Annotated in this window: 16 protein-coding genes; 6 read left to right on the forward strand and 10 right to left on the reverse strand. The window is 39.5% G+C overall.

All coding sequences use genetic code 11. The features are described from left to right. Positions 1–55 precede the first annotated feature (55 nt). The 6 genes from gdhA to H5122_RS04155 form a co-directional block, all read right to left on the reverse strand. Entirely contained in the window at positions 56–1,408 is a 1,353-nt protein-coding gene (gene gdhA, locus H5122_RS04130) for an NADP-specific glutamate dehydrogenase (RefSeq protein WP_182681354.1), read from the reverse strand. A gap of 372 nt (positions 1,409–1,780) precedes the next feature. Then, positions 1,781–2,254 (reverse strand): DUF1456 family protein, encoded by a 474-nt coding sequence (locus tag H5122_RS04135; RefSeq protein ID WP_182681355.1) that lies wholly within the window; start codon positions 2,252–2,254, stop codon positions 1,781–1,783. Positions 2,255–2,371: 117 nt separating this feature from the next. Beyond that, positions 2,372–3,616: a lipoprotein-releasing ABC transporter permease subunit gene (locus H5122_RS04140; protein ID WP_182674177.1), complete on the reverse strand. Its 1,245-nt coding sequence runs from the start codon at positions 3,614–3,616 to the stop codon at positions 2,372–2,374. Then, positions 3,606–4,304: a lipoprotein-releasing ABC transporter ATP-binding protein LolD gene (gene lolD, locus H5122_RS04145; RefSeq protein ID WP_182681356.1), complete on the reverse strand. Its 699-nt coding sequence runs from the start codon at positions 4,302–4,304 to the stop codon at positions 3,606–3,608. The genes H5122_RS04140 and lolD overlap by 11 nt, the downstream gene beginning before the upstream one ends. After that, positions 4,297–5,514: a lipoprotein-releasing ABC transporter permease subunit gene (locus H5122_RS04150; protein ID WP_039490161.1), complete on the reverse strand. Its 1,218-nt coding sequence runs from the start codon at positions 5,512–5,514 to the stop codon at positions 4,297–4,299. Before H5122_RS04150 ends, lolD begins: the two co-directional genes overlap by 8 nt. Positions 5,515–5,661: 147 nt before the next feature. Then, positions 5,662–6,534 (reverse strand): LysR family transcriptional regulator, encoded by an 873-nt coding sequence (locus H5122_RS04155; protein WP_182681357.1) that lies wholly within the window; start codon positions 6,532–6,534, stop codon positions 5,662–5,664. A 134-nt stretch (positions 6,535–6,668) separates the two neighbouring features. Here H5122_RS04155 and H5122_RS04160 point away from each other — a divergent pair, with 134 nt between their 5' ends. Together H5122_RS04160 and fghA are read left to right on the forward strand one after the other, a co-directional pair. Beyond that, positions 6,669–7,790, forward strand: a complete 1,122-nt coding sequence (locus tag H5122_RS04160) for an S-(hydroxymethyl)glutathione dehydrogenase/class III alcohol dehydrogenase (RefSeq protein ID WP_149602775.1) — start codon at positions 6,669–6,671, stop codon at positions 7,788–7,790. A 66-nt stretch (positions 7,791–7,856) separates the two neighbouring features. Beyond that, entirely contained in the window at positions 7,857–8,699 is an 843-nt protein-coding gene (gene fghA, locus H5122_RS04165; RefSeq protein WP_182681358.1) for an S-formylglutathione hydrolase, read from the forward strand. On the opposite strand, the gene H5122_RS04170 is transcribed toward fghA, so the two are convergent. After that, the gene (locus tag H5122_RS04170) at positions 8,653–9,027 is read right to left on the reverse strand and encodes a hypothetical protein (protein ID WP_008134020.1); all 375 of its coding nucleotides are present in this window, start codon (positions 9,025–9,027) and stop codon (positions 8,653–8,655) included. The genes fghA and H5122_RS04170 overlap by 47 nt on opposite strands. 513 nt (positions 9,028–9,540) lie before the next feature. Between H5122_RS04170 and H5122_RS04175 the strand changes: the two genes are divergently transcribed. Together H5122_RS04175 and H5122_RS04180 are read left to right on the forward strand one after the other, a co-directional pair. Then, on the forward strand, positions 9,541–9,957 hold the full coding sequence (locus H5122_RS04175) for an MgtC/SapB family protein (protein WP_002960738.1): 417 nt from the start codon (positions 9,541–9,543) through the stop codon (positions 9,955–9,957). 149 nt (positions 9,958–10,106) lie between these two features. Beyond that, on the forward strand, positions 10,107–11,291 hold the full coding sequence (locus H5122_RS04180) for a DUF1624 domain-containing protein (RefSeq protein ID WP_182681359.1): 1,185 nt from the start codon (positions 10,107–10,109) through the stop codon (positions 11,289–11,291). Between the two features lie 77 nt (positions 11,292–11,368). On the opposite strand, the gene H5122_RS04185 is transcribed toward H5122_RS04180, so the two are convergent. Continuing rightward, on the reverse strand, positions 11,369–13,276 hold the full coding sequence (locus H5122_RS04185; protein ID WP_182681360.1) for a beta-ketoacyl synthase: 1,908 nt from the start codon (positions 13,274–13,276) through the stop codon (positions 11,369–11,371). 126 nt (positions 13,277–13,402) lie between these two features. Here H5122_RS04185 and H5122_RS04190 point away from each other — a divergent pair, with 126 nt between their 5' ends. Continuing rightward, a complete protein-coding gene (locus tag H5122_RS04190) occupies positions 13,403–14,413 on the forward strand; it encodes a GlxA family transcriptional regulator (protein ID WP_138488986.1) in 1,011 nt (336 codons plus the stop codon). Between the two features lie 88 nt (positions 14,414–14,501). Continuing rightward, positions 14,502–15,728 carry an EAL domain-containing protein gene (locus H5122_RS04195; protein ID WP_182681361.1) on the forward strand — a complete coding sequence of 409 codons (1,227 nt, stop codon included), beginning with the start codon at positions 14,502–14,504 and terminating at the stop codon, positions 15,726–15,728. 16 nt (positions 15,729–15,744) lie between these two features. Here the strand turns inward: H5122_RS04195 and H5122_RS04200 are convergent, their stop codons facing one another. Together H5122_RS04200 and H5122_RS04205 are read right to left on the reverse strand one after the other, a co-directional pair. Continuing rightward, on the reverse strand, positions 15,745–16,257 hold the full coding sequence (locus H5122_RS04200; RefSeq protein WP_002960746.1) for an MgtC/SapB family protein: 513 nt from the start codon (positions 16,255–16,257) through the stop codon (positions 15,745–15,747). A gap of 8 nt (positions 16,258–16,265) precedes the next feature. Further along, complete coding sequence (locus H5122_RS04205; RefSeq protein ID WP_182681362.1) at positions 16,266–17,378, reverse strand: GNAT family N-acetyltransferase/peptidase C39 family protein; 1,113 nt, start codon at positions 17,376–17,378, stop codon at positions 16,266–16,268.

Genomic DNA, 17,378 nt, shown 5'->3' on the forward strand with positions numbered 1-17,378 from the left:
TTATGGCTAGTTTTAAAATCACATTATAGTAAAGCCTTATTGTTCAGCTTTAATATTAAACGACGCCCTGCTCAATCATTGCATCTGCAACGCGCCTAAAACCAGCAATATTAGCGCCTAATAAAAGGTTTCCAGGCTCACCAAATTCTGTAGCTGTGTCGTTGGCGGTAACAAATATATTTTTCATAATTTGTTTTAGCTTTTCGTCAACTTCTCCAAAGGTCCAACTTTGCATACTCGCATTTTGCGCCATTTCTAATTGGCTTGTCGCAACGCCGCCAGCATTGGCGGCCTTACTTGGCCCATACGCAATTTTTGCAGCAATAAAGCAATCAATAGCTTCTTTTGTTGAAGGCATGTTTGCACCTTCACTTACTAATAAACAACCGCCGGATAATAATGCGTTAGCGTCTGCCTGTGTTAATTCATTTTGTGTGGCGCACGGAAAAGCAGCGGCAGCATTAAAGCGCCAAACAGCGTGCCCATCTTTAGGGTAGTCATTTACAGGAATATAAATAGCATCGGGGTGAGTTTGTTTATATATGCTCAAGCAATCACGCGATTGCTCTTTTAAATATTTAATAAGATTTAAATCTATACCCGACTCATGATACACAGTGCCACGAGAGTCGCTGCAACTTACTGGTGTTGCCCCCATTTGATAAAGCTTTTCCATGGCATAAATAGCAACATTACCTGCGCCCGAAACCAAGCAGCGCTTACCTTGTAGGCTATCGCCGCGCGCTTGCAGCATGTAGTCAGCAAAATAAACAGCGCCGTATCCCGTGGCTTCTTTGCGTACTAGCGATCCGCCCCATAACAAGCTTTTACCTGTTAATACCCCTTCATAGCGACCAGTTAAACGTTTATATTGGCCAAACAAGTAACCTATTTCTCTTGCCCCTACTCCAATGTCTCCAGCGGGTACGTCGGTTGTAGGGCCAATATGGCGATAGAGCTCGCTCATAAATGATTGGCAGAAACGCATTATTTCAGCATCTGAGCGACCTTTTGGATCAAAGTTTGCCCCGCCTTTACCACCACCTATTGGTAAACCTGTTAAAGCATTTTTAAAAATTTGCTCAAACCCTAAAAATTTAATGATGCTGGCATTCACACTTGGGTGAAAACGTAAGCCACCTTTATAGGGGCCAAGTGCAGAGTTAAACTCAATTCTGTAGCCTTTATTGACCTGAATATTGCCTTCATCATCAACCCAAGGAACTCTAAACATAATTTGGCGTTCAGGCTCAACTAAGCGTTGTATAATGGCATTTTTTTTGTATTGTTCTGAGTTTTCTAAGATAGGTTCGAGTGATTCAAGTACTTCTTCAACAGCTTGATAAAACTCGCATTGTGCAGGACTACTATTTTTTAATTGTGCGATTGTGCTATGGATATAATTCATAATTATTCTTCCGTGTTAATAATAAAAGTATTTATCAGATGTTAAAGTAAACGTGATCAAGTTTATGATTCATGCTTTAAGGTCTTAATTTAATATAATTAACTATTACCTTAGCATGAAAAATTGAGATATTTAACGCCAGCTGCGTGAATTATTTTTGATTGGAAGTTTGATTTTTATTTATTAAAGATGAATTTAAATTCACAGATTTAAAATTAGAACAGTGCCAAGCGAATTTTTATATTTTCAAAGGGAGTTTTAGAAGTATTAGGTTAGGTATGGGTTTGTTTGAAAATATAACAATTAATGGGTTTTATACTGCATTGCGCTCGCAAAAAACCCACTAACTAAAAGCTAATTAGCTAAAACCAGTTACTCAGCAGACTCTTCTGGACGATGCTGCTTTTGTACGCCGGTTAAAAACATGCGTAATATTTGATCGTTACAAACACGGTAATGTTTGTTATCTACTTTACGAGAAAATGCGCTTAACTCATGCTTACTTAAATCAAAATCAACAAGTGCAAGTGTTGCTATAACATCTTCTGCTTTCATGTTTAAAGCAATACGTAGCTTCATAAAGATAATATTGTTGTTTAGCTTTTTCTCTGGCTCTGGTTGCTCACCTTCGCGTTTGCCACGTTGGGTATTAATAAACCCATTTAAAAAGCTAGCAAACTCAGTATCACTTATTGGGGTAAAAGCCTCTTCACCTTCTTTAGTTAACCATGCAATTACTTGCTCTTTGGTGACCGTATGCTCTGCTGATGCAAAAACATTGACCATAGCAGTATCAGTTAAGTTAAAAGTGTAGCGAATGCGGCGTAAAATATCGTTATTAGTCAAAGTAAATCCCAAAGTGAGGTATAGCAACCAAGCAGTTATTGCTTAATTTTAAATAAGCACCTAGTTTAACAGGTTTACTAATACCACCCTATTAATTTTTATCTGAGCTTCTTATACCTAGTTACCAAGCACCTTGGCAGGATCTACGCGTGTTGCTTGCCATGCAGGATAAATGGTAGCAAGTATCGCAAGCACAAACGTAACAATCACTGTAATACCAATGTCTTCAAGTACTAATTTACTTGGTAAAAACTCTATAAAATAAACGCCCTCAAGTGGATTGGCTCCAAATAATTGGCTTATCCACGTAAAAAGCTCACTTATATTAAGCGCTAATACCACACCAATTAGTGTTCCTAGTGCCACGCCTACAAATGCTTGCATTAAGCCTTGCATTACAAAGGTGGCTAAAATAGTACTGTCTTTCGCGCCCATGGTTTTTAAAATCGCGATATTGCCTTGTTTTTCGCGTACTTCCATCACTAAGGACGATACAATATTAAAACTGGCTACCGCTATAATTAAAAACACCACAATATAAACAATGGTACGCACCATTTGAATATCTTGATAAAGGCTACCTTGGGTTCTAAACCAACTGGAAACATACACGTAGTCGTCAATAGTTTGCCCTACTTTTAGCGCTATTTGGTGCGCCGAAAACACATCATCAACACTTAAACGCAGCCCTGTTACTTGGGTTTCATCGTAACCCAATGTTTGCTGTGCTTTGTTAAGATGTATAAATGCAGCGGTACTATCAATCGGTCCGCCCATTTCTATAACACCTGCAAGGTTAAGTGTTACGCGTTTAGGCGCTAATAATGATTGACCTTTTTGACTAATTTGCGGAATAAGTAATGTAATGTTATCGCCTACTTTGGCGTCTAACTGTTTTACTATTTGCTTACCTAAAATTACATCGTCAAGGCCTAACTGACTCACTAATTTACCACTGGTAAACTGGTTTACCGCCGATACATTACTCTCGAGCGATGGCTCAACACCTCGAATTTCTATCGCTTTTAGCTGGCTTGTATATTGCGCCATTCCGTTAACGGCAATAAATGGCGCAGCCCCTGTTACGTGAGGTTGTGTTTGTAAATCCTCAACCTTTTGCGACCAATTTGCAATGGGTCTACTTGGTGCTACATATTCAACCTGCGGCACAACACTTAGCAATCTATGTACTAGTTGCTGCTCAAAACCATTAATTACCGACAGCGCCACAATTAAAACCGCGACACCTAATAAAATACCAATAGTCGACGCTTTAGCGATAAAACTAACAAAGCCGTTTTTTTCATCTTTGTGGCCTGAATAGGCTCTAAAACGTTTACTTAAAAATGCACTAAGCAACATGCTGCGACTCTTTAATAGCTAGTTTTCCATCGTCTAAATAAGCTATTTTGCCTAGCTTATCGGCAAGTTCTAAATCGTGTGTAACTACCACAAAACTGGTGTTTAAGCTTTGGTTAAGCTCATTAATTAAATCGTAAATTTTAATCGCATTTTGTTTATCTAAATTACCGGTTGGTTCATCAGCAAGCACAAGAGCAGGTTTTGTAACCAGTGCACGGGCAATAGCCACGCGTTGGCGCTCTCCACCAGAAAGCGCAGACGGTTTATGTGAGCTGCGATGTGCAAGGCCTACTTTTTCGAGCATATCGAGCGCTTTAGCTTTGGCTTCTTTTGCACTCAAGCCTTTAATTAATAATGGCATAGCTACGTTTTCAACTGCGCTAAACTCCATTAATAAATGATGAAATTGATAGATAAAGCCCAAGTTTTGGTTTCTAAATGCGGCTTGCTCTGTTCGCGAAAGTTTTGCAACTTCTTGGTTTCTAATTTTAGCGCTACCTGAGCTTGCGGTATCTAATGTGCCAAGTATGTGTAAAAGCGTACTTTTACCAGAGCCAGAACTCCCCACAATAGCGAGCATTTCACCTTGCTGCAGCGCTAAATCAACGCCTTTTAATACTTCAACTTGGTTGCTGCCATCTTGATAAACTTTACTTAAATTTTCACAACTAATTACTAAATCATTCATAACGTAATACCTCTGCTGGTTTTACTTTTGCGGCTTTACGCGCAGGATATAAGGTAGCTAAAAAGCTCATAGCAATACTGGCAAACGCTATTATTACTAAACTCAAAATATCAAATTTTACCGGAAGCTCTATACCCGCCAATAAGTTTAAGCCCACTAATGCAAGTAGCTCATTTATATATAAACTAAATATTACACCTAAAAATGCGCCTATTGCGGTACCAATTACGCCGTTATATAAGCCTTGCACCATAAACACTTTTTGCACTTGCGAAGGTGTTAAACCTAACGTTTGTAGTATAGCCACTTCACCTTGTTTTTCGCTTACCATCATGGTTAATGCCGATACAATATTAAATACAGCCACCAATACAATGAGGGCAAGCAACATAGACATAATGCGCTTTTCCATAGCAACGGCTGCAAATAGAGTACCTTGGGTACTGCGCCAATCACTATAATTATGATCTTGTAAAATACGCTGGCTTGCTTCAATAAACTCATCTAGTTCGAAAGGTTCGTGCAATGAAACACTTAAATTTGGGGCAGTGTTTTTATCCAGCTTTAATACCCGTTGTAGTGAAGCGCCACTTGTAAACGCAAGTGCCATATCTATCTCAGATCCGGTTTCGTATATTGCGGCAACTTTAAATAAACGCTGGCTGGGTACTCGCCCAAGAGGTGTATACGTTGAAGCATTAGGCATAATAACGCGAAGCTTATCACCCACGCTAACGCCTAATTTACGACTCAAATAACGACTTATAGCAATGTTGTAATTTTTGTTTAATACAGTTTTCCAATCGCCTTGCACTATTTTATCGGTAATTTTATACAAAGAACCACTATCGTTATAAAGGCCTTGTAGTAAAACGCCGTGCAAGTCTTTATTTGTTTGCAAAATAGCTTCGCCGTGGCGATATAAGCTTACATGATCAACATAAGGAGATTGTTCGAGGTCGGTTTTAAGGGTATTCATTTGGGTGGCAGTGTGTTTACCTGCGCTAACTTCAACATGCGGAATAAGTCCGAGCATATTGGTTTTGAGGCTATTTTCAAACCCGTTCATTACACTGCTTACCGTAAATAATGCCATTAAACCAATAGCGATACCGGCAATAGAAAAAAACGAAATAAACGATATAAACGCATTTCCTTTAGATGAGCGACTATATCTAAGCCCTATAAATAAGCTAACCGGTTGAAACATATTATTTTTAACACTTATCGTAAAAGTATTGAGCAATAGTAGCACGAAAAAAGTGCCTTTGGGTATGGCGTAAAATGTAAGAAATAATTTAAAAATCTGATACTTGGCTATATTTACAGCAATACATGCTTAACCATTAATTCGCTGTTAAGCTTTCAGCCCTTTAACTAAATAATCGAGCAATACCCGTACATTAGTGGCCACAAACTGCCTTGGTGGATATACGCCCCATACCCCTTCTTGCTGTGGTTGATAGGGTGTTAAAATAGGCACCAATTGCCCTGAGTTAATTTCGTTTTCAATGTAGTAGTCTGGGAGCTGTACAATACCAAGCCCCTTTTTTGCGCCATCCACCAGCGCCCAACCACTATTACACTGTAGCCGCCCCGCTATTTTAATGTGTTTATCGCGCCCATTTTCGTTTACGCGCCAATAACTACTATTCCCAATTAAACATTCATGGCTGTTTAGCTCGCCTAAAGTATGCGGCTCACCAAATCGCGCTAAATACTGTGGTGCCGCGCACATAATAAAACGCCGCGCACTTAACCTACGCGCTTTTAAGCTCGAATCTTTTAAATGCCCTAACCTTATGGCTAAATCAAATCCGCCCTCTAATAAGTTTTCTTGCTCGTTACTTAGTGTGGCAACAACTTCGACCTCAGGATGATCCTTCATAAAATTATGCACTATGGGCATAATAAAACTCTCTCCGTACATAACGGGTGCTGTGAGCTTTATTTTACCTTTAGGTGTACTTTGTTGTTGAGCAAGACCTTGAGTTGCCTCGTCCATAGCGTGTTGTAAGTGCTTTATTTGATGTAAATACACTTCGCCTTCTTTAGTTAAAACCACTTTACGAGTAGTACGGGTTAAAAGCTGGGTATTTAAACGTTGCTCAAGCGCTGTTACATGGCGGCTAATATGCGCAACCGAAAGCCCAAGCATTTTTGCAGCAGCAGTAAAGCTGCCCTCTTCACCAACCGCTATAAACTCATCAATTCCATCCCAACGCGCCATTATTACCATACTGTAAAAGTGTTTTAATAAAATTGAGATTATCATTATTTGAGAAACAAATAAAATAAGCACATCACCCAAGCAAATTGGGTCTACAATTATTTTTTAATAGCCAGTTAAAGGAAATAAAACACATGTCTGAATTTATTAAATCAAAAGCGGCGATTGCTTGGGGTCCTAATCAACCACTTAGTGTTGAAGAAGTTGATGTGATGATGCCTAAAAAAGGCGAAGTAATGGTAAAAATTACCGCTACAGGTGTATGTCACACCGATGCATTTACATTATCGGGCCAAGATCCTGAAGGCATATTTCCTGCTATTTTAGGTCACGAAGGCGCTGGTGTTGTCTATGCAGTTGGCGAAGGCGTAACGAGTGTTGAAGTTGGGGATCATGTTATTCCTTTATACACTGCAGAATGTGGCGTATGTAAAATGTGTACTTCAGGTAAAACTAACCTGTGTTCAGCCGTGCGCGAAACACAAGGTAAAGGCCTAATGCCAGACGGCACTACACGCTTTTTTAAAGATGGCCAACCAATTTATCACTACATGGGGACATCAACGTTCTCTGAGTACACTGTATTGCCAGAAATCTCACTTGCTAAAGTAAATAAAGAAGCATCACTAGAAGAGATTTGCTTACTAGGCTGTGGTGTAACAACAGGCATGGGCGCAGTTACCAACACAGCTAAAGTAAAGCCTGGCGACACTGTTGCTATATTCGGCTTAGGCGGTATTGGTTTGTCTGCGATTATTGGCGCAAAAATGGCTGGTGCAGGTCGTATTATTGGTGTTGATATAAACACCACTAAATTCGATTTAGCTACAAAACTAGGTGCAACTGATTTAATTAATCCAAAAGATTTCGACAAGCCAATTCAAGAAGTTATTGTTGAAATGACAGATGGCGGCGTTGACTACTCGTTTGAATGTATTGGTAATGTTGACGTTATGCGCTCAGCGCTTGAGTGTTGCCACAAAGGTTGGGGTGAGTCGGTAATTATTGGTGTGGCAGGTGCAGGCCAAGAAATATCAACCCGTCCGTTTCAGCTGGTAACTGGGCGTGTATGGCGTGGTAGTGCATTTGGTGGCGTTAAAGGCCGTTCACAACTTCCTGAAATTGTTGAGCGTTACATGGCAGGTGAATTTGCTCTTAGCGACTTTATTACTCACACAATGAGCCTTGAAGAAATTAACGAAGCGTTTGATTTAATGCACGAAGGCAAAAGTATTCGTACAGTCATTCATTACTGATAACAGCTAAGCACGTTAAATAATAAGCCGTAATACTTTTAAGTTTACGGCTTTTAAGGATTAAGTATGTTAGAAAATACCTCAAGTGTAAAAGTGTCTGGCGGTTGGCATAAGCAATATACTCACAGCTCGCAAAGTACACATTGCACTATGCGCTTTGCCGTATTTTTACCACCTGGCGCAAGTGAAGCAAATAAAGTACCGGTACTTTATTGGTTATCGGGATTAACCTGTACCGACGAAAATTTTATGCAAAAAGCCGGTGCATTTAAAAAAGCAGCAGAGCTGGGTATTGCTATTGTAGCGCCTGACACCAGCCCGCGTGGCGAAAACGTCCCTAATGAAGACAGCTACGACTTTGCGCAAGGTGCAGGCTTTTACGTAAATGCCACGCAAGCTCCTTACAACACCCATTTTAATATGTACGATTATGTTGTTAGTGAATTACCAGCATTGATTGAACAACATTTTCCAATAACAAGCACAAAAGCAATTAGCGGTCACTCTATGGGCGGACACGGTGCATTAATGGTTGCACTTAAAAACCCGACTGCGTTTGTAAGTGCCTCGGCTTTTAGCCCTATTGTAAATCCGATTGAATGTCCTTGGGGTGTAAAAGCATTTACTGGTTATTTAGGAAATGATAAAGCGCTTTGGAAGCAATACGACAGCTGCGAGCTGATGAAAAACGCAGAGCAAGCTAATTACTTACCTATGTTAGTGAGTCAAGGTGATGCCGATGGTTTTTTACAAGAGCAACTTAAGCCAGAAAACTTAGTCGCTATTGCAGATAAAAAAGGCTACCCGCTTACACTTGAAATGCAAGCAGGCTACGATCATAGCTACTTTTTTATAAGCAGCTTTATTGACCAACACTTATTATTTCATCATCAGTTTTTAACTGCTTAGATTCATTAGTGTGTAGAGATGACTTTTCTACCTCTACACACTCTTTTAGACTTTTAGTGACCTGCCTACATACTTGCGTAGTAGTGCTTTCCCCTTTAACTAGGCTAACAAGAGCTGAATCTATCTTTAATCCCATATCAGTAAAGTTAAATCCGTTTTTATCTGTAGGTACTGGCTCTAGTGGGTTTTTATAAGGTGTTGACTGCGCCGGGCTAATACTATTTTTATCATTACGCGCCTGAGATTGTGCTTGCCCATCAATAATAGCGCCCGCAACTGTACAGCCAGAAAGGCAATAAAAAAACAAAAGTACAATAATTGTTTTCATCATTCATCCTAAACAAAATATTACCTAAATTGTATACGTTTTTTATTGTAACTCTGTAAAAAAATGTAAGTATTACTACCTAAAATCATTTATAAACTTTCTTGTAACACCCACCAGCTGCAATATAAAAAATGGTGATCCTAAATAACCTAAAATTTTATTAATGGTAGGTTGTAAGTGTTCTGTGAGAAATTCAGGAAATAAAAAAGCAAAAACAGATAACCCAGCGCAAAATAGTAACGCTGTTTTTTCATGCTTAGTGGGTGTACTTAATTTTTTATTTAAAGGCAAAAGGTTCACATAGGTGTCTTTTAGATATGATAAATGAATACGGGGCTTTAAAACTCAGATCAAATTAACTATCGCGTAAAATAGTAATAAAAACATGTAAAAGTTTCCTCAATAATTTTTATTTAACTCAGCTTCCTACAATAAACCATTGATTATTAGTTATTTATGCAATGGCCCGCTGCTTGCTTATTATTAACAAAATTAACCCGCATAGGCTCAATAATGGAAATTGATTTACAGTGGAATGAAATCATCGATAACTTAATACATTTAGGTATTGCATACCTACTTGCGCTACCTATGGCTTACGACAGAGAGCGTAGCCATGATGGTGCAGGCCTTCGTACCTTTCCTCTTGTTGCTGTTGCATCGTGTGGGTATGCATTAATAGCTATGTCGGTTTTAGATGGCGCAGAAGCTCAATCTAAAATGTTGCAAGGCATCATTACTGGCATTGGTTTTATTGGCGGTGGCGCAATTTTGAAAAATAACAAATCAACCTCCGGTACAGCAACCGCAGCCAGTATTTGGAATATGGGCTTAATTGGTATAGCTGTAGCCTATAGCCGTTACGAAATAGCCATTTTGCTTGCCATTATTAATTTTATAACGCTAAGGTATGTAAAAAAGTTTAAGTGATAATTAGCAGTATTATTACAAGTAATGCGAGCAAATATTGGTCGTACTACGTGTGTATAATCACTGACAAAATATAAATACACGATTTCAATTTGATACAATATAACATATAATAAATACAGTTTTAAATCACTCTATATAGCTGTCTTATGTCGCTACCTTCAACCGATAACCGCTTACATCATATTGATATATTACGGGGCATTATAATTATATTTATGGTTATTGACCATGGTATGTATTATTGCCTTAATTACTCAGTTACCGATCCGATGACCATTCCAGGGACTGATCCCGTTACCTTTTTTACGCGTTTTGTTTCTCACTTTTGCGCACCACTCTTCGTATTCTTAGCAGGTCTATCTGCGGCTATAACAGAGTATAAATATGTATCCACTAAAGCATTTTCACAAAGCTTGATTATTCGTGGTTTAGTGCTAATTTTGTTTGAATTTACTATTGTTTCGTGGTCTTGGAGCTTTAACCCATTATACCCAATGCTATACGCACAAGTTATTTGGGCTATCGGCTGGGGCTTTGTTATTTTAGGACTGCTGCGTTTCCTGGGCATTTATGCCATTTTTGTAGCAGGGTTATTACTCGTGTTTGGGCATAATTTATTTGATGGAACAAGCTTTGAGCCCAATACATTTGCACATACTGCTTGGTCCATTGCACATCAAAAAAATGTACTTGATCTCCCATTTGATTTTCAAATTAGAACAACCTACCCAGTTGCCCCCATTGTTGGCTTAATGGCATTGGCATATTGCGCTGGTGTTTATTACAAAGCGCAACAATACAGTAAAAAAGTGATGAATCACGCATTGTTATTAGGGGTTACTTGCCTTGCGCTTTATGGCGTTTTACGTGGATTTAACTTATACGGTGATATGTCACAGTTTGCTATACATACAAGCTCATTGCTCACTGTTATGTCGTTTCTGAACCCAACAAAGTATCCGCTTTCGCTTCAGTTCATGTTACTTACAGTTGGCCTTGGACTTATTTCTTTAAAGGCATTAAGTGGTTTAAAAACCGATTTTTCGCATAACTTTTTACAAGTACTGGGTAAAACAAGTATGTTTTCATACCTTGTGCATTTGTATTTATTACATGCTATTGCTTGGTTACTTATACCTATTCTTGGCTTTAATTTTAGCGATATGACCTACGCAGATACTCTCGTTGGTTTGCCTGAAGGTTATGGCATGAGTTACACAGCAACGCTTTTATTTATAGCCGTTGTAATAGGGCTAACAACCCTACTCGCTAAGCGATACATTGTTTGGGAGCGAAGCCACAAACATACCTTAATTGCTAAATATATATAGCGTTTATACAAATTAGCACAAAATAATAGACATTAAAAAAGGCGCTTAAAAAGCGCCTTGCTAACAAGTATGTGTGCTTAAAACATATCTTGATAGGAGTTTGTTGTGCTAAACGTAATTGCTTTTTCAAAGCCTGGTAACTGAATACTTTGCTCGTCTATTACAATGTCGTTGTCGTCAATAAGTCCGTTGCCAAAGCGATAAATAAGCTCGTACTGGCCTAAATCTGCTTGCGTTTGATACGTTTTCTGCGAAGCGCTAACCACACTATTTTTCTGTGTGTAACTAGTCATAACATCATCGCCATGGCGCTTAGCAAGCATTTGCATTGTTACTTTTGGTGAAAGTACAGTCGCTGTTGCATTGTTTCCGCCAAAGCCTTTTGAATTTATAAAAGCAATATCCATATCAGCGCATTCGTAATGGCTATTACGAATATCAAGATGGTCGCTATAAACATCATCAGCCACTTTATCAATTGTGGTAATACCTGGCATAATATTATGACTAAATATGCCTAACGCAATCGCTAACTGGTCACCACTTGCAGGTGCAATAGTATGGCCAACATACGCTTTTGGCGCTGTTACTTTCCAGTTATCAATAGCAAACGTTTGCGCTACTTTATGATAAATCAAAGACTCTGTTACACGGTTTTGCGGTGTACTTGAGCCATGCGCTAAAATAAAGCTACGTTCTTGCAGTGCTTCTTTACCTAATAAGCTGCTAGCAAGTGCGGCTGATTTTGCCATTGTAATATAGTTACCAGGTCCAGGTGATGTAATCGACTTTTTAACGCCATCTGCATTTACAAACACATCCGGTACGCTGCCCATAATATCAGCGCCCAACTCAAGGGCTAAAGCATCATCCATTAAAATAGCAACTTGCGCGCCTTCACCTAATGTAAAGCCACAGTTATCTCCAAATGGGCGACTGCTATTACGGTAATCAGGTTCTTCATCATTTGATAAGTTATCTAAACGGCGCAAACCTTCAACGTTTGCAAGTGCGCTCATGTTACCAAAGCCTTCTACAACTTCTGGTGTAATAGCACACTCAACACTTGCGACAACCGCAACGCGTGTACGCCCTGCTTGTATGTCATTAACCGCTGCACGTAAATTATATAAAAACGTTGCACATGCGCCCGAGGTCGAAAACGTAGTCCCTACATTGCCCGTAACATAGGCATTAATAAAATCGGTAGACATTGTATTTAAGCCCAGTGCTAACTGCTTAGTGCTAACACGGTCGCCTTGTTGGCGCGCTTTTACTAAACCACCTAGGCCTTTGTCGTCCATTTGGCCAATTACCGATGCTGAATAGGTACCAATTTTATCTGGCTCTACGCTATTCATAATATGCTGCCAATCAAGCCCTGTTGATTTAATCGCATCTGTAGCTGCAAAAATAGTGGCTTGCAAACCACGAGGCTGATAGCGGCTGTTATACATAACTGATGGATCAAACCCAGTCGGAAATTGCCCAGCAGATTTAATTGGGTTATCGCGTGTTGAGTCGTGCTTTACGTCTAAGTCGGCTGCAATAGTTACTTTAACTTTTTTGCCTTCAAGCTCTTCAACCTGCCAGCTAGCTGGAACAGGTGCAGGTAAGTCGCGAGCACGCGTTTCAAACACAATTGCGTTATCGCTTGATGCGCTCAGTGTCATTTTTTGCTGCCACGGTGTGGCATCGGCATCAAAGTGTTCTTTTTCAATTTTACGAATAAGAGTACCAGCAATAATTTGCTCACCAAAGCGTGCTTCTATGTCGCTTTGCTCAACATTATTACCTTGTGTATCTTGTAATTGGCCGTTTACAACGCTTACTAGATTCATCAGTGTGGCGAGGCCTAAAAATGTTTCACTGCGATCTTGAGCATTTAAACTATCTAACACGATACGGCGATAACCTTGATGAAAAGAAGTACGGCCAGCGGCGTTAATGCCACCCATGCCTACTATAACGGGTAATGCTGTCATAATTTACCTTTTAGAAACGTGTTATAAGGAGAAGAGGCAGTTTAAATGGATTATGCACCACACATTGTGCTTTAATAGCCAAATATCAAGCACAAAAGGCCAAAAGGTACTGGTCGGAGCATTTATATGACTGATAAACACACTAATCCACCTTTAAACATTGCTATAGCGGTATATCCGCATTTATTAGTGACTAGTTTAACGCTGCCTATAGAAATGCTAAGAGCCGGCGAGGCCTTTGCTAAAGGGCATCTTGATAAGCAAAGCTTTAGGCCACTTGCTATAAATTTAGTGGCTAAAAGTGCTGAATCTATACCCACCCGTGCAGGCCTTGCTATAAATCCTGATTGCATAACAACTAACGCGCCTTACAGCGATTTGATTATAGTGCCGGGTATTTGGCGGAACCCACGCCCAGTGGTGCGAACAAATCAAGAAATAGTTGATTGGCTGAGCGAAAGCTTTAGCGCAGGCAGCCATATAATTGGTGTCGGTACTGGCAACTGTTTATTAGCAGAGGCTGGCTTACTTGATGGCCACCCTGCTACCACCCATTGGCATTACGCCAAACAATTTAGCCATGACTACCCGCAGGTGCGCTTAAAGCCCGACTTTTTTATAACCCAATCAGAGCGCATGTATACCGTAGCAAGCCTTAATGCCCTTGCAGATGTGATCGTACATATTATCAGCCAGTACTACACAAAAGCCGCCGCGCAGCATGTAGAGCGTAATTTTTCGCACGAAATACGCAAACCCTATGAAGATCAACGCTACTTAGAAGGTGCAGTAGACCGCCACCCCGATGAGCTAATTGCGCAAATTCAGTTTTGGCTAAAAACAAATTTAGCCACCGAGTTAAACCTGCAAGAAGTCGCAGCTCAATTTAGCTTAAGCTATCGTACTTTTACCCGCCGTTTTAGAGCCGCCACTAATCAAAGCCCTATTGAGTATTGGCAACAATTACGCGTAGAAGGTGCGAAAGAGTTATTAGCATCATCAAATTTATCAATTCAAGAAGTGGCTTTAGAAGTAGGATATAACGACCAAGGGCATTTAACCCGCGTGTTCAAAAAAGTATTAAGCCAAACACCCAGTGGCTACAGAAAAGTAGTTAGGAGAAAGTTATTTGGCTAACCAGCGACGGCACTCTAAATTGGCATTTTTTTATACATAAATTATACTCTTATCAATAATATAATTTACGCCATACCAAGGTAACTGCATGAGAGATAAACTTAGTAAGCACCTTTTTGATCCACAAAGCGATGCTTCTATTGAATCAAAGTTATTAAAGTTACTTTCACTTGTACGAAAACATTTGAGTATGGAAGTCGCGTTTATTTCAGAATTCACCAATACTGATCGCGTTTTTAAAGTGGTAGATAACCAAACTACAAATACATGCGTATCAGTAGGTAATTCAGATCCAATTTGCGAAACTTACTGTAAAAAAATATCCGATAACGAGCTAGAACAAATAATCCCTAATACTCTTGAGCACCCAATAACCCGCAACATGCCAGTCACAGAAAAGCTAAATATTGGCTCTTATATTGGTGTACCCATTATTTTATCCACCGGAAAAGTTTATGGAACTTTTTGCTGTTATAAAACCGTATTAGACAATGCCCTGAACGACAAAGATTTGTCATTTCTTAGGCTCATTTCTGAAATAGCTACTGAGTTAATCGAAAAAAAAGTTCAGTCTGACGTTTTAAATAACGAGTCAAAGTCGCTTATTGAAAATATTATAAAAACAAACGATATTACGATTTATTTTCAGCCCATATTTAATTTATCAACCAACCAACTTTCGGGTTATGAATCTCTGTCACGCTTTTTTATTGAACCCTATAAAACACCTGATATTTGGTTTAAAGATGCTGAAAAACTGGGTTTAGGAGAAACATTAGAAATACTTGCTATACAAAATACATTACATTGCTTAGATCAATTTGATGAAAAAGCTTATATCACTATAAATACTTCACCTCAGCATATTTTATCAGGCTCAATAGACAAAGTATTACAAAGCATCGATTGTAATAGAATAATTTTAGAAGTGACTGAACATTCACCTATTTTAGACTACCAAGCGATGCGAACTGCACTTCAACCATTAAGAAGCAAAGGCGTAAGATTAGCTATAGATGATGTTGGAGCTGGCTATTCGTCTTTTCAACATATTTTAGAATTAGAGGCAGATATCATTAAGTTAGATATAAGCCTCACTCAAAATATAAACACAGACCGTAGAAAGTTTTTATTAGCTAAAGCACTATGCGGATTTGCCAAAGCTATTAATTGCTCAATTGTAGCTGAGGGTATAGAAAATCAAGATGAATTAAACACACTAAGAAAACTAGGCGTTGATAACGTACAAGGCTATTTTATTGGGCGCCCAGCTCCTATTGAAGATGCCATCCAATATCAAACAATTACGCTATAATTAATAAACGCCACTTTTAGTGGCGTTCTGATTCGTTAAATTCTTTTCGATAATAGCGCTTTTGATAGTTTTTTACTTTAGTGTGTACGCCTTTGCTTAAGCTTTTAAATTTAGCCTCAAGTACGTCTACACCGTATAAAATACCGACCACCAACACCGAGAGTTTTATTGCAGCCCCAAGGTTTTCGGTCGCTATCATCACGCCTATTGATGCAAGCACCCAAATGGTTGCAGCAGAGGTTACGCCAACTACCGCACCATCTTTTGCGAGCATAACGCCTGCCCCTAAAAAGCCAATACCTGTAATTATTTGCCCCACTACACGAGAATGATCTATTACATCCCCTTGTAAATTAAACGCAGTGGATAAAAACAAATACGTGCCCAGCGTTATTAGGGCTGATGTACGAATGCCTACAGGTTTGCCGCGCAACTGGCGCTCTATACCAATAATAGCACCGCAAAAAGCCGCAGTACCAATAGCTGCCCACGAATACGGGGCTACATCAATTAAATCTAAAAAAGTCACTGTTAACCTTATATTTTATTAGCTATAGCCACCGCCGTTCTTAAACGTTGGCTACCAAACGCTGACATTTTACTAAAATCACTTCGTGCAATAGGTACATATTGGCAATCTATTGCGAGCTGTTTATCACTGCCGGGCTCACAAAATGGGTCGTGAACATACACGCAGTGCTCATCAAGGTGCGTAACACACACCCAGTGTGGCGATTTTTTACCATCAAAACTGTATGTACTAATTAATAACAGCACACTAAAACCTTTACTCAACCACTGCTCAATATGTTCAAGCTCTACATCTTTATACGTAAGCGGTATATTTGCCTGTGCAATACCATCTACAAATTGCTGATGCACGGTGGCAAGTACCACTTTTTTGTTTTCGTTACGTACGCCATCTAAAAACAAAGGCTCTGTGGTATTAACCATTACCTCGCTTTTAAAACCACGCTTATGAGCGGCAAGTGCCAAACCAAATGGATGGCAACCACCATGACCCGATGTCATAAAAATGGTGGTACCTTCACGCCAAAGTGCCAGCTCATGTGATTGGCTAAGCTCAGTTGTTGGCTCAAGTGCCCCCATTGCCATTAATAGCGCAGCAGGTCCGCACGTAAATTCGGTAGTTTGCTGATACCACGGCGTTAAACGCGCCACTTTTAACTCACTTGTTTGTCGAATATTTTTTTGCATTCGTAGTGCGTCACTGTGGTCATCGTAATAATCGCTATATTGACCAAACACTCTGTAACCCAAGATTTTATAAAGCCCTATCGCACCTTCGTTATTTACAGCCACCTCTAAACGAAGGTAAATACGCCCACGCTCACACGTTTCTTTTTCAAGGCTAGTAAGCAGTGCTTTTGCAATCCCCTTACCTTGCATTGTGGGTAAAACAGCAAGCGAATATAAACGCGCTAAACGAGTCCCTTTATGGCACCACACTAATCCATACCCACATACTTGCTCGCCATTTTGGGCAACGAGTAAAATGCCGTGTTTTACACTAAGCCAGCGCTTTAAACTACGCGGGCTTAATTTATCGTTATTAAAGCAAGCATTTTCAACGTCAATCAGTGCATTTAAATCACTGCTAAGCGCCTTTCGAATAACAAGGTTGCTCAT

Origin of the sequence: Pseudoalteromonas sp. SG43-8 (assembly GCF_014164245.1) — a bacterium.
Taxonomy (GTDB): Bacteria; Pseudomonadota; Gammaproteobacteria; order Enterobacterales; family Alteromonadaceae; genus Pseudoalteromonas; species Pseudoalteromonas distincta.

Bases quoted from the DNA above. Each gene is read 5' to 3' on its own strand.
- H5122_RS04205 (WP_182681362.1), bottom strand. From the start codon at position 17,378: ATGAGCAACCTTGTTATTCGAAAGGCGCTTAGCAGTGATTTAAATGCA.
- H5122_RS04170 (WP_008134020.1), bottom strand. From the start codon at position 9,027: ATGAAAACAATTATTGTACTTTTGTTTTTTTATTGCCTTTCTGGCTGT.
- H5122_RS04160 (WP_149602775.1), top strand. From the start codon at position 6,669: ATGTCTGAATTTATTAAATCAAAAGCGGCGATTGCTTGGGGTCCTAAT.
- lolD (WP_182681356.1), bottom strand. From the start codon at position 4,304: ATGAATGATTTAGTAATTAGTTGTGAAAATTTAAGTAAAGTTTATCAA.
- H5122_RS04190 (WP_138488986.1), top strand. From the start codon at position 13,403: ATGACTGATAAACACACTAATCCACCTTTAAACATTGCTATAGCGGTA.
- fghA (WP_182681358.1), top strand. From the start codon at position 7,857: ATGTTAGAAAATACCTCAAGTGTAAAAGTGTCTGGCGGTTGGCATAAG.
- H5122_RS04185 (WP_182681360.1), bottom strand. From the start codon at position 13,276: ATGACAGCATTACCCGTTATAGTAGGCATGGGTGGCATTAACGCCGCT.
- H5122_RS04175 (WP_002960738.1), top strand. From the start codon at position 9,541: ATGGAAATTGATTTACAGTGGAATGAAATCATCGATAACTTAATACAT.
- gdhA (WP_182681354.1), bottom strand. From the start codon at position 1,408: ATGAATTATATCCATAGCACAATCGCACAATTAAAAAATAGTAGTCCT.
- H5122_RS04155 (WP_182681357.1), bottom strand. From the start codon at position 6,534: ATGGCGCGTTGGGATGGAATTGATGAGTTTATAGCGGTTGGTGAAGAG.
- H5122_RS04140 (WP_182674177.1), bottom strand. From the start codon at position 3,616: ATGTTGCTTAGTGCATTTTTAAGTAAACGTTTTAGAGCCTATTCAGGC.
- H5122_RS04195 (WP_182681361.1), top strand. From the start codon at position 14,502: ATGAGAGATAAACTTAGTAAGCACCTTTTTGATCCACAAAGCGATGCT.
- H5122_RS04150 (WP_039490161.1), bottom strand. From the start codon at position 5,514: ATGTTTCAACCGGTTAGCTTATTTATAGGGCTTAGATATAGTCGCTCA.
- H5122_RS04180 (WP_182681359.1), top strand. From the start codon at position 10,107: ATGTCGCTACCTTCAACCGATAACCGCTTACATCATATTGATATATTA.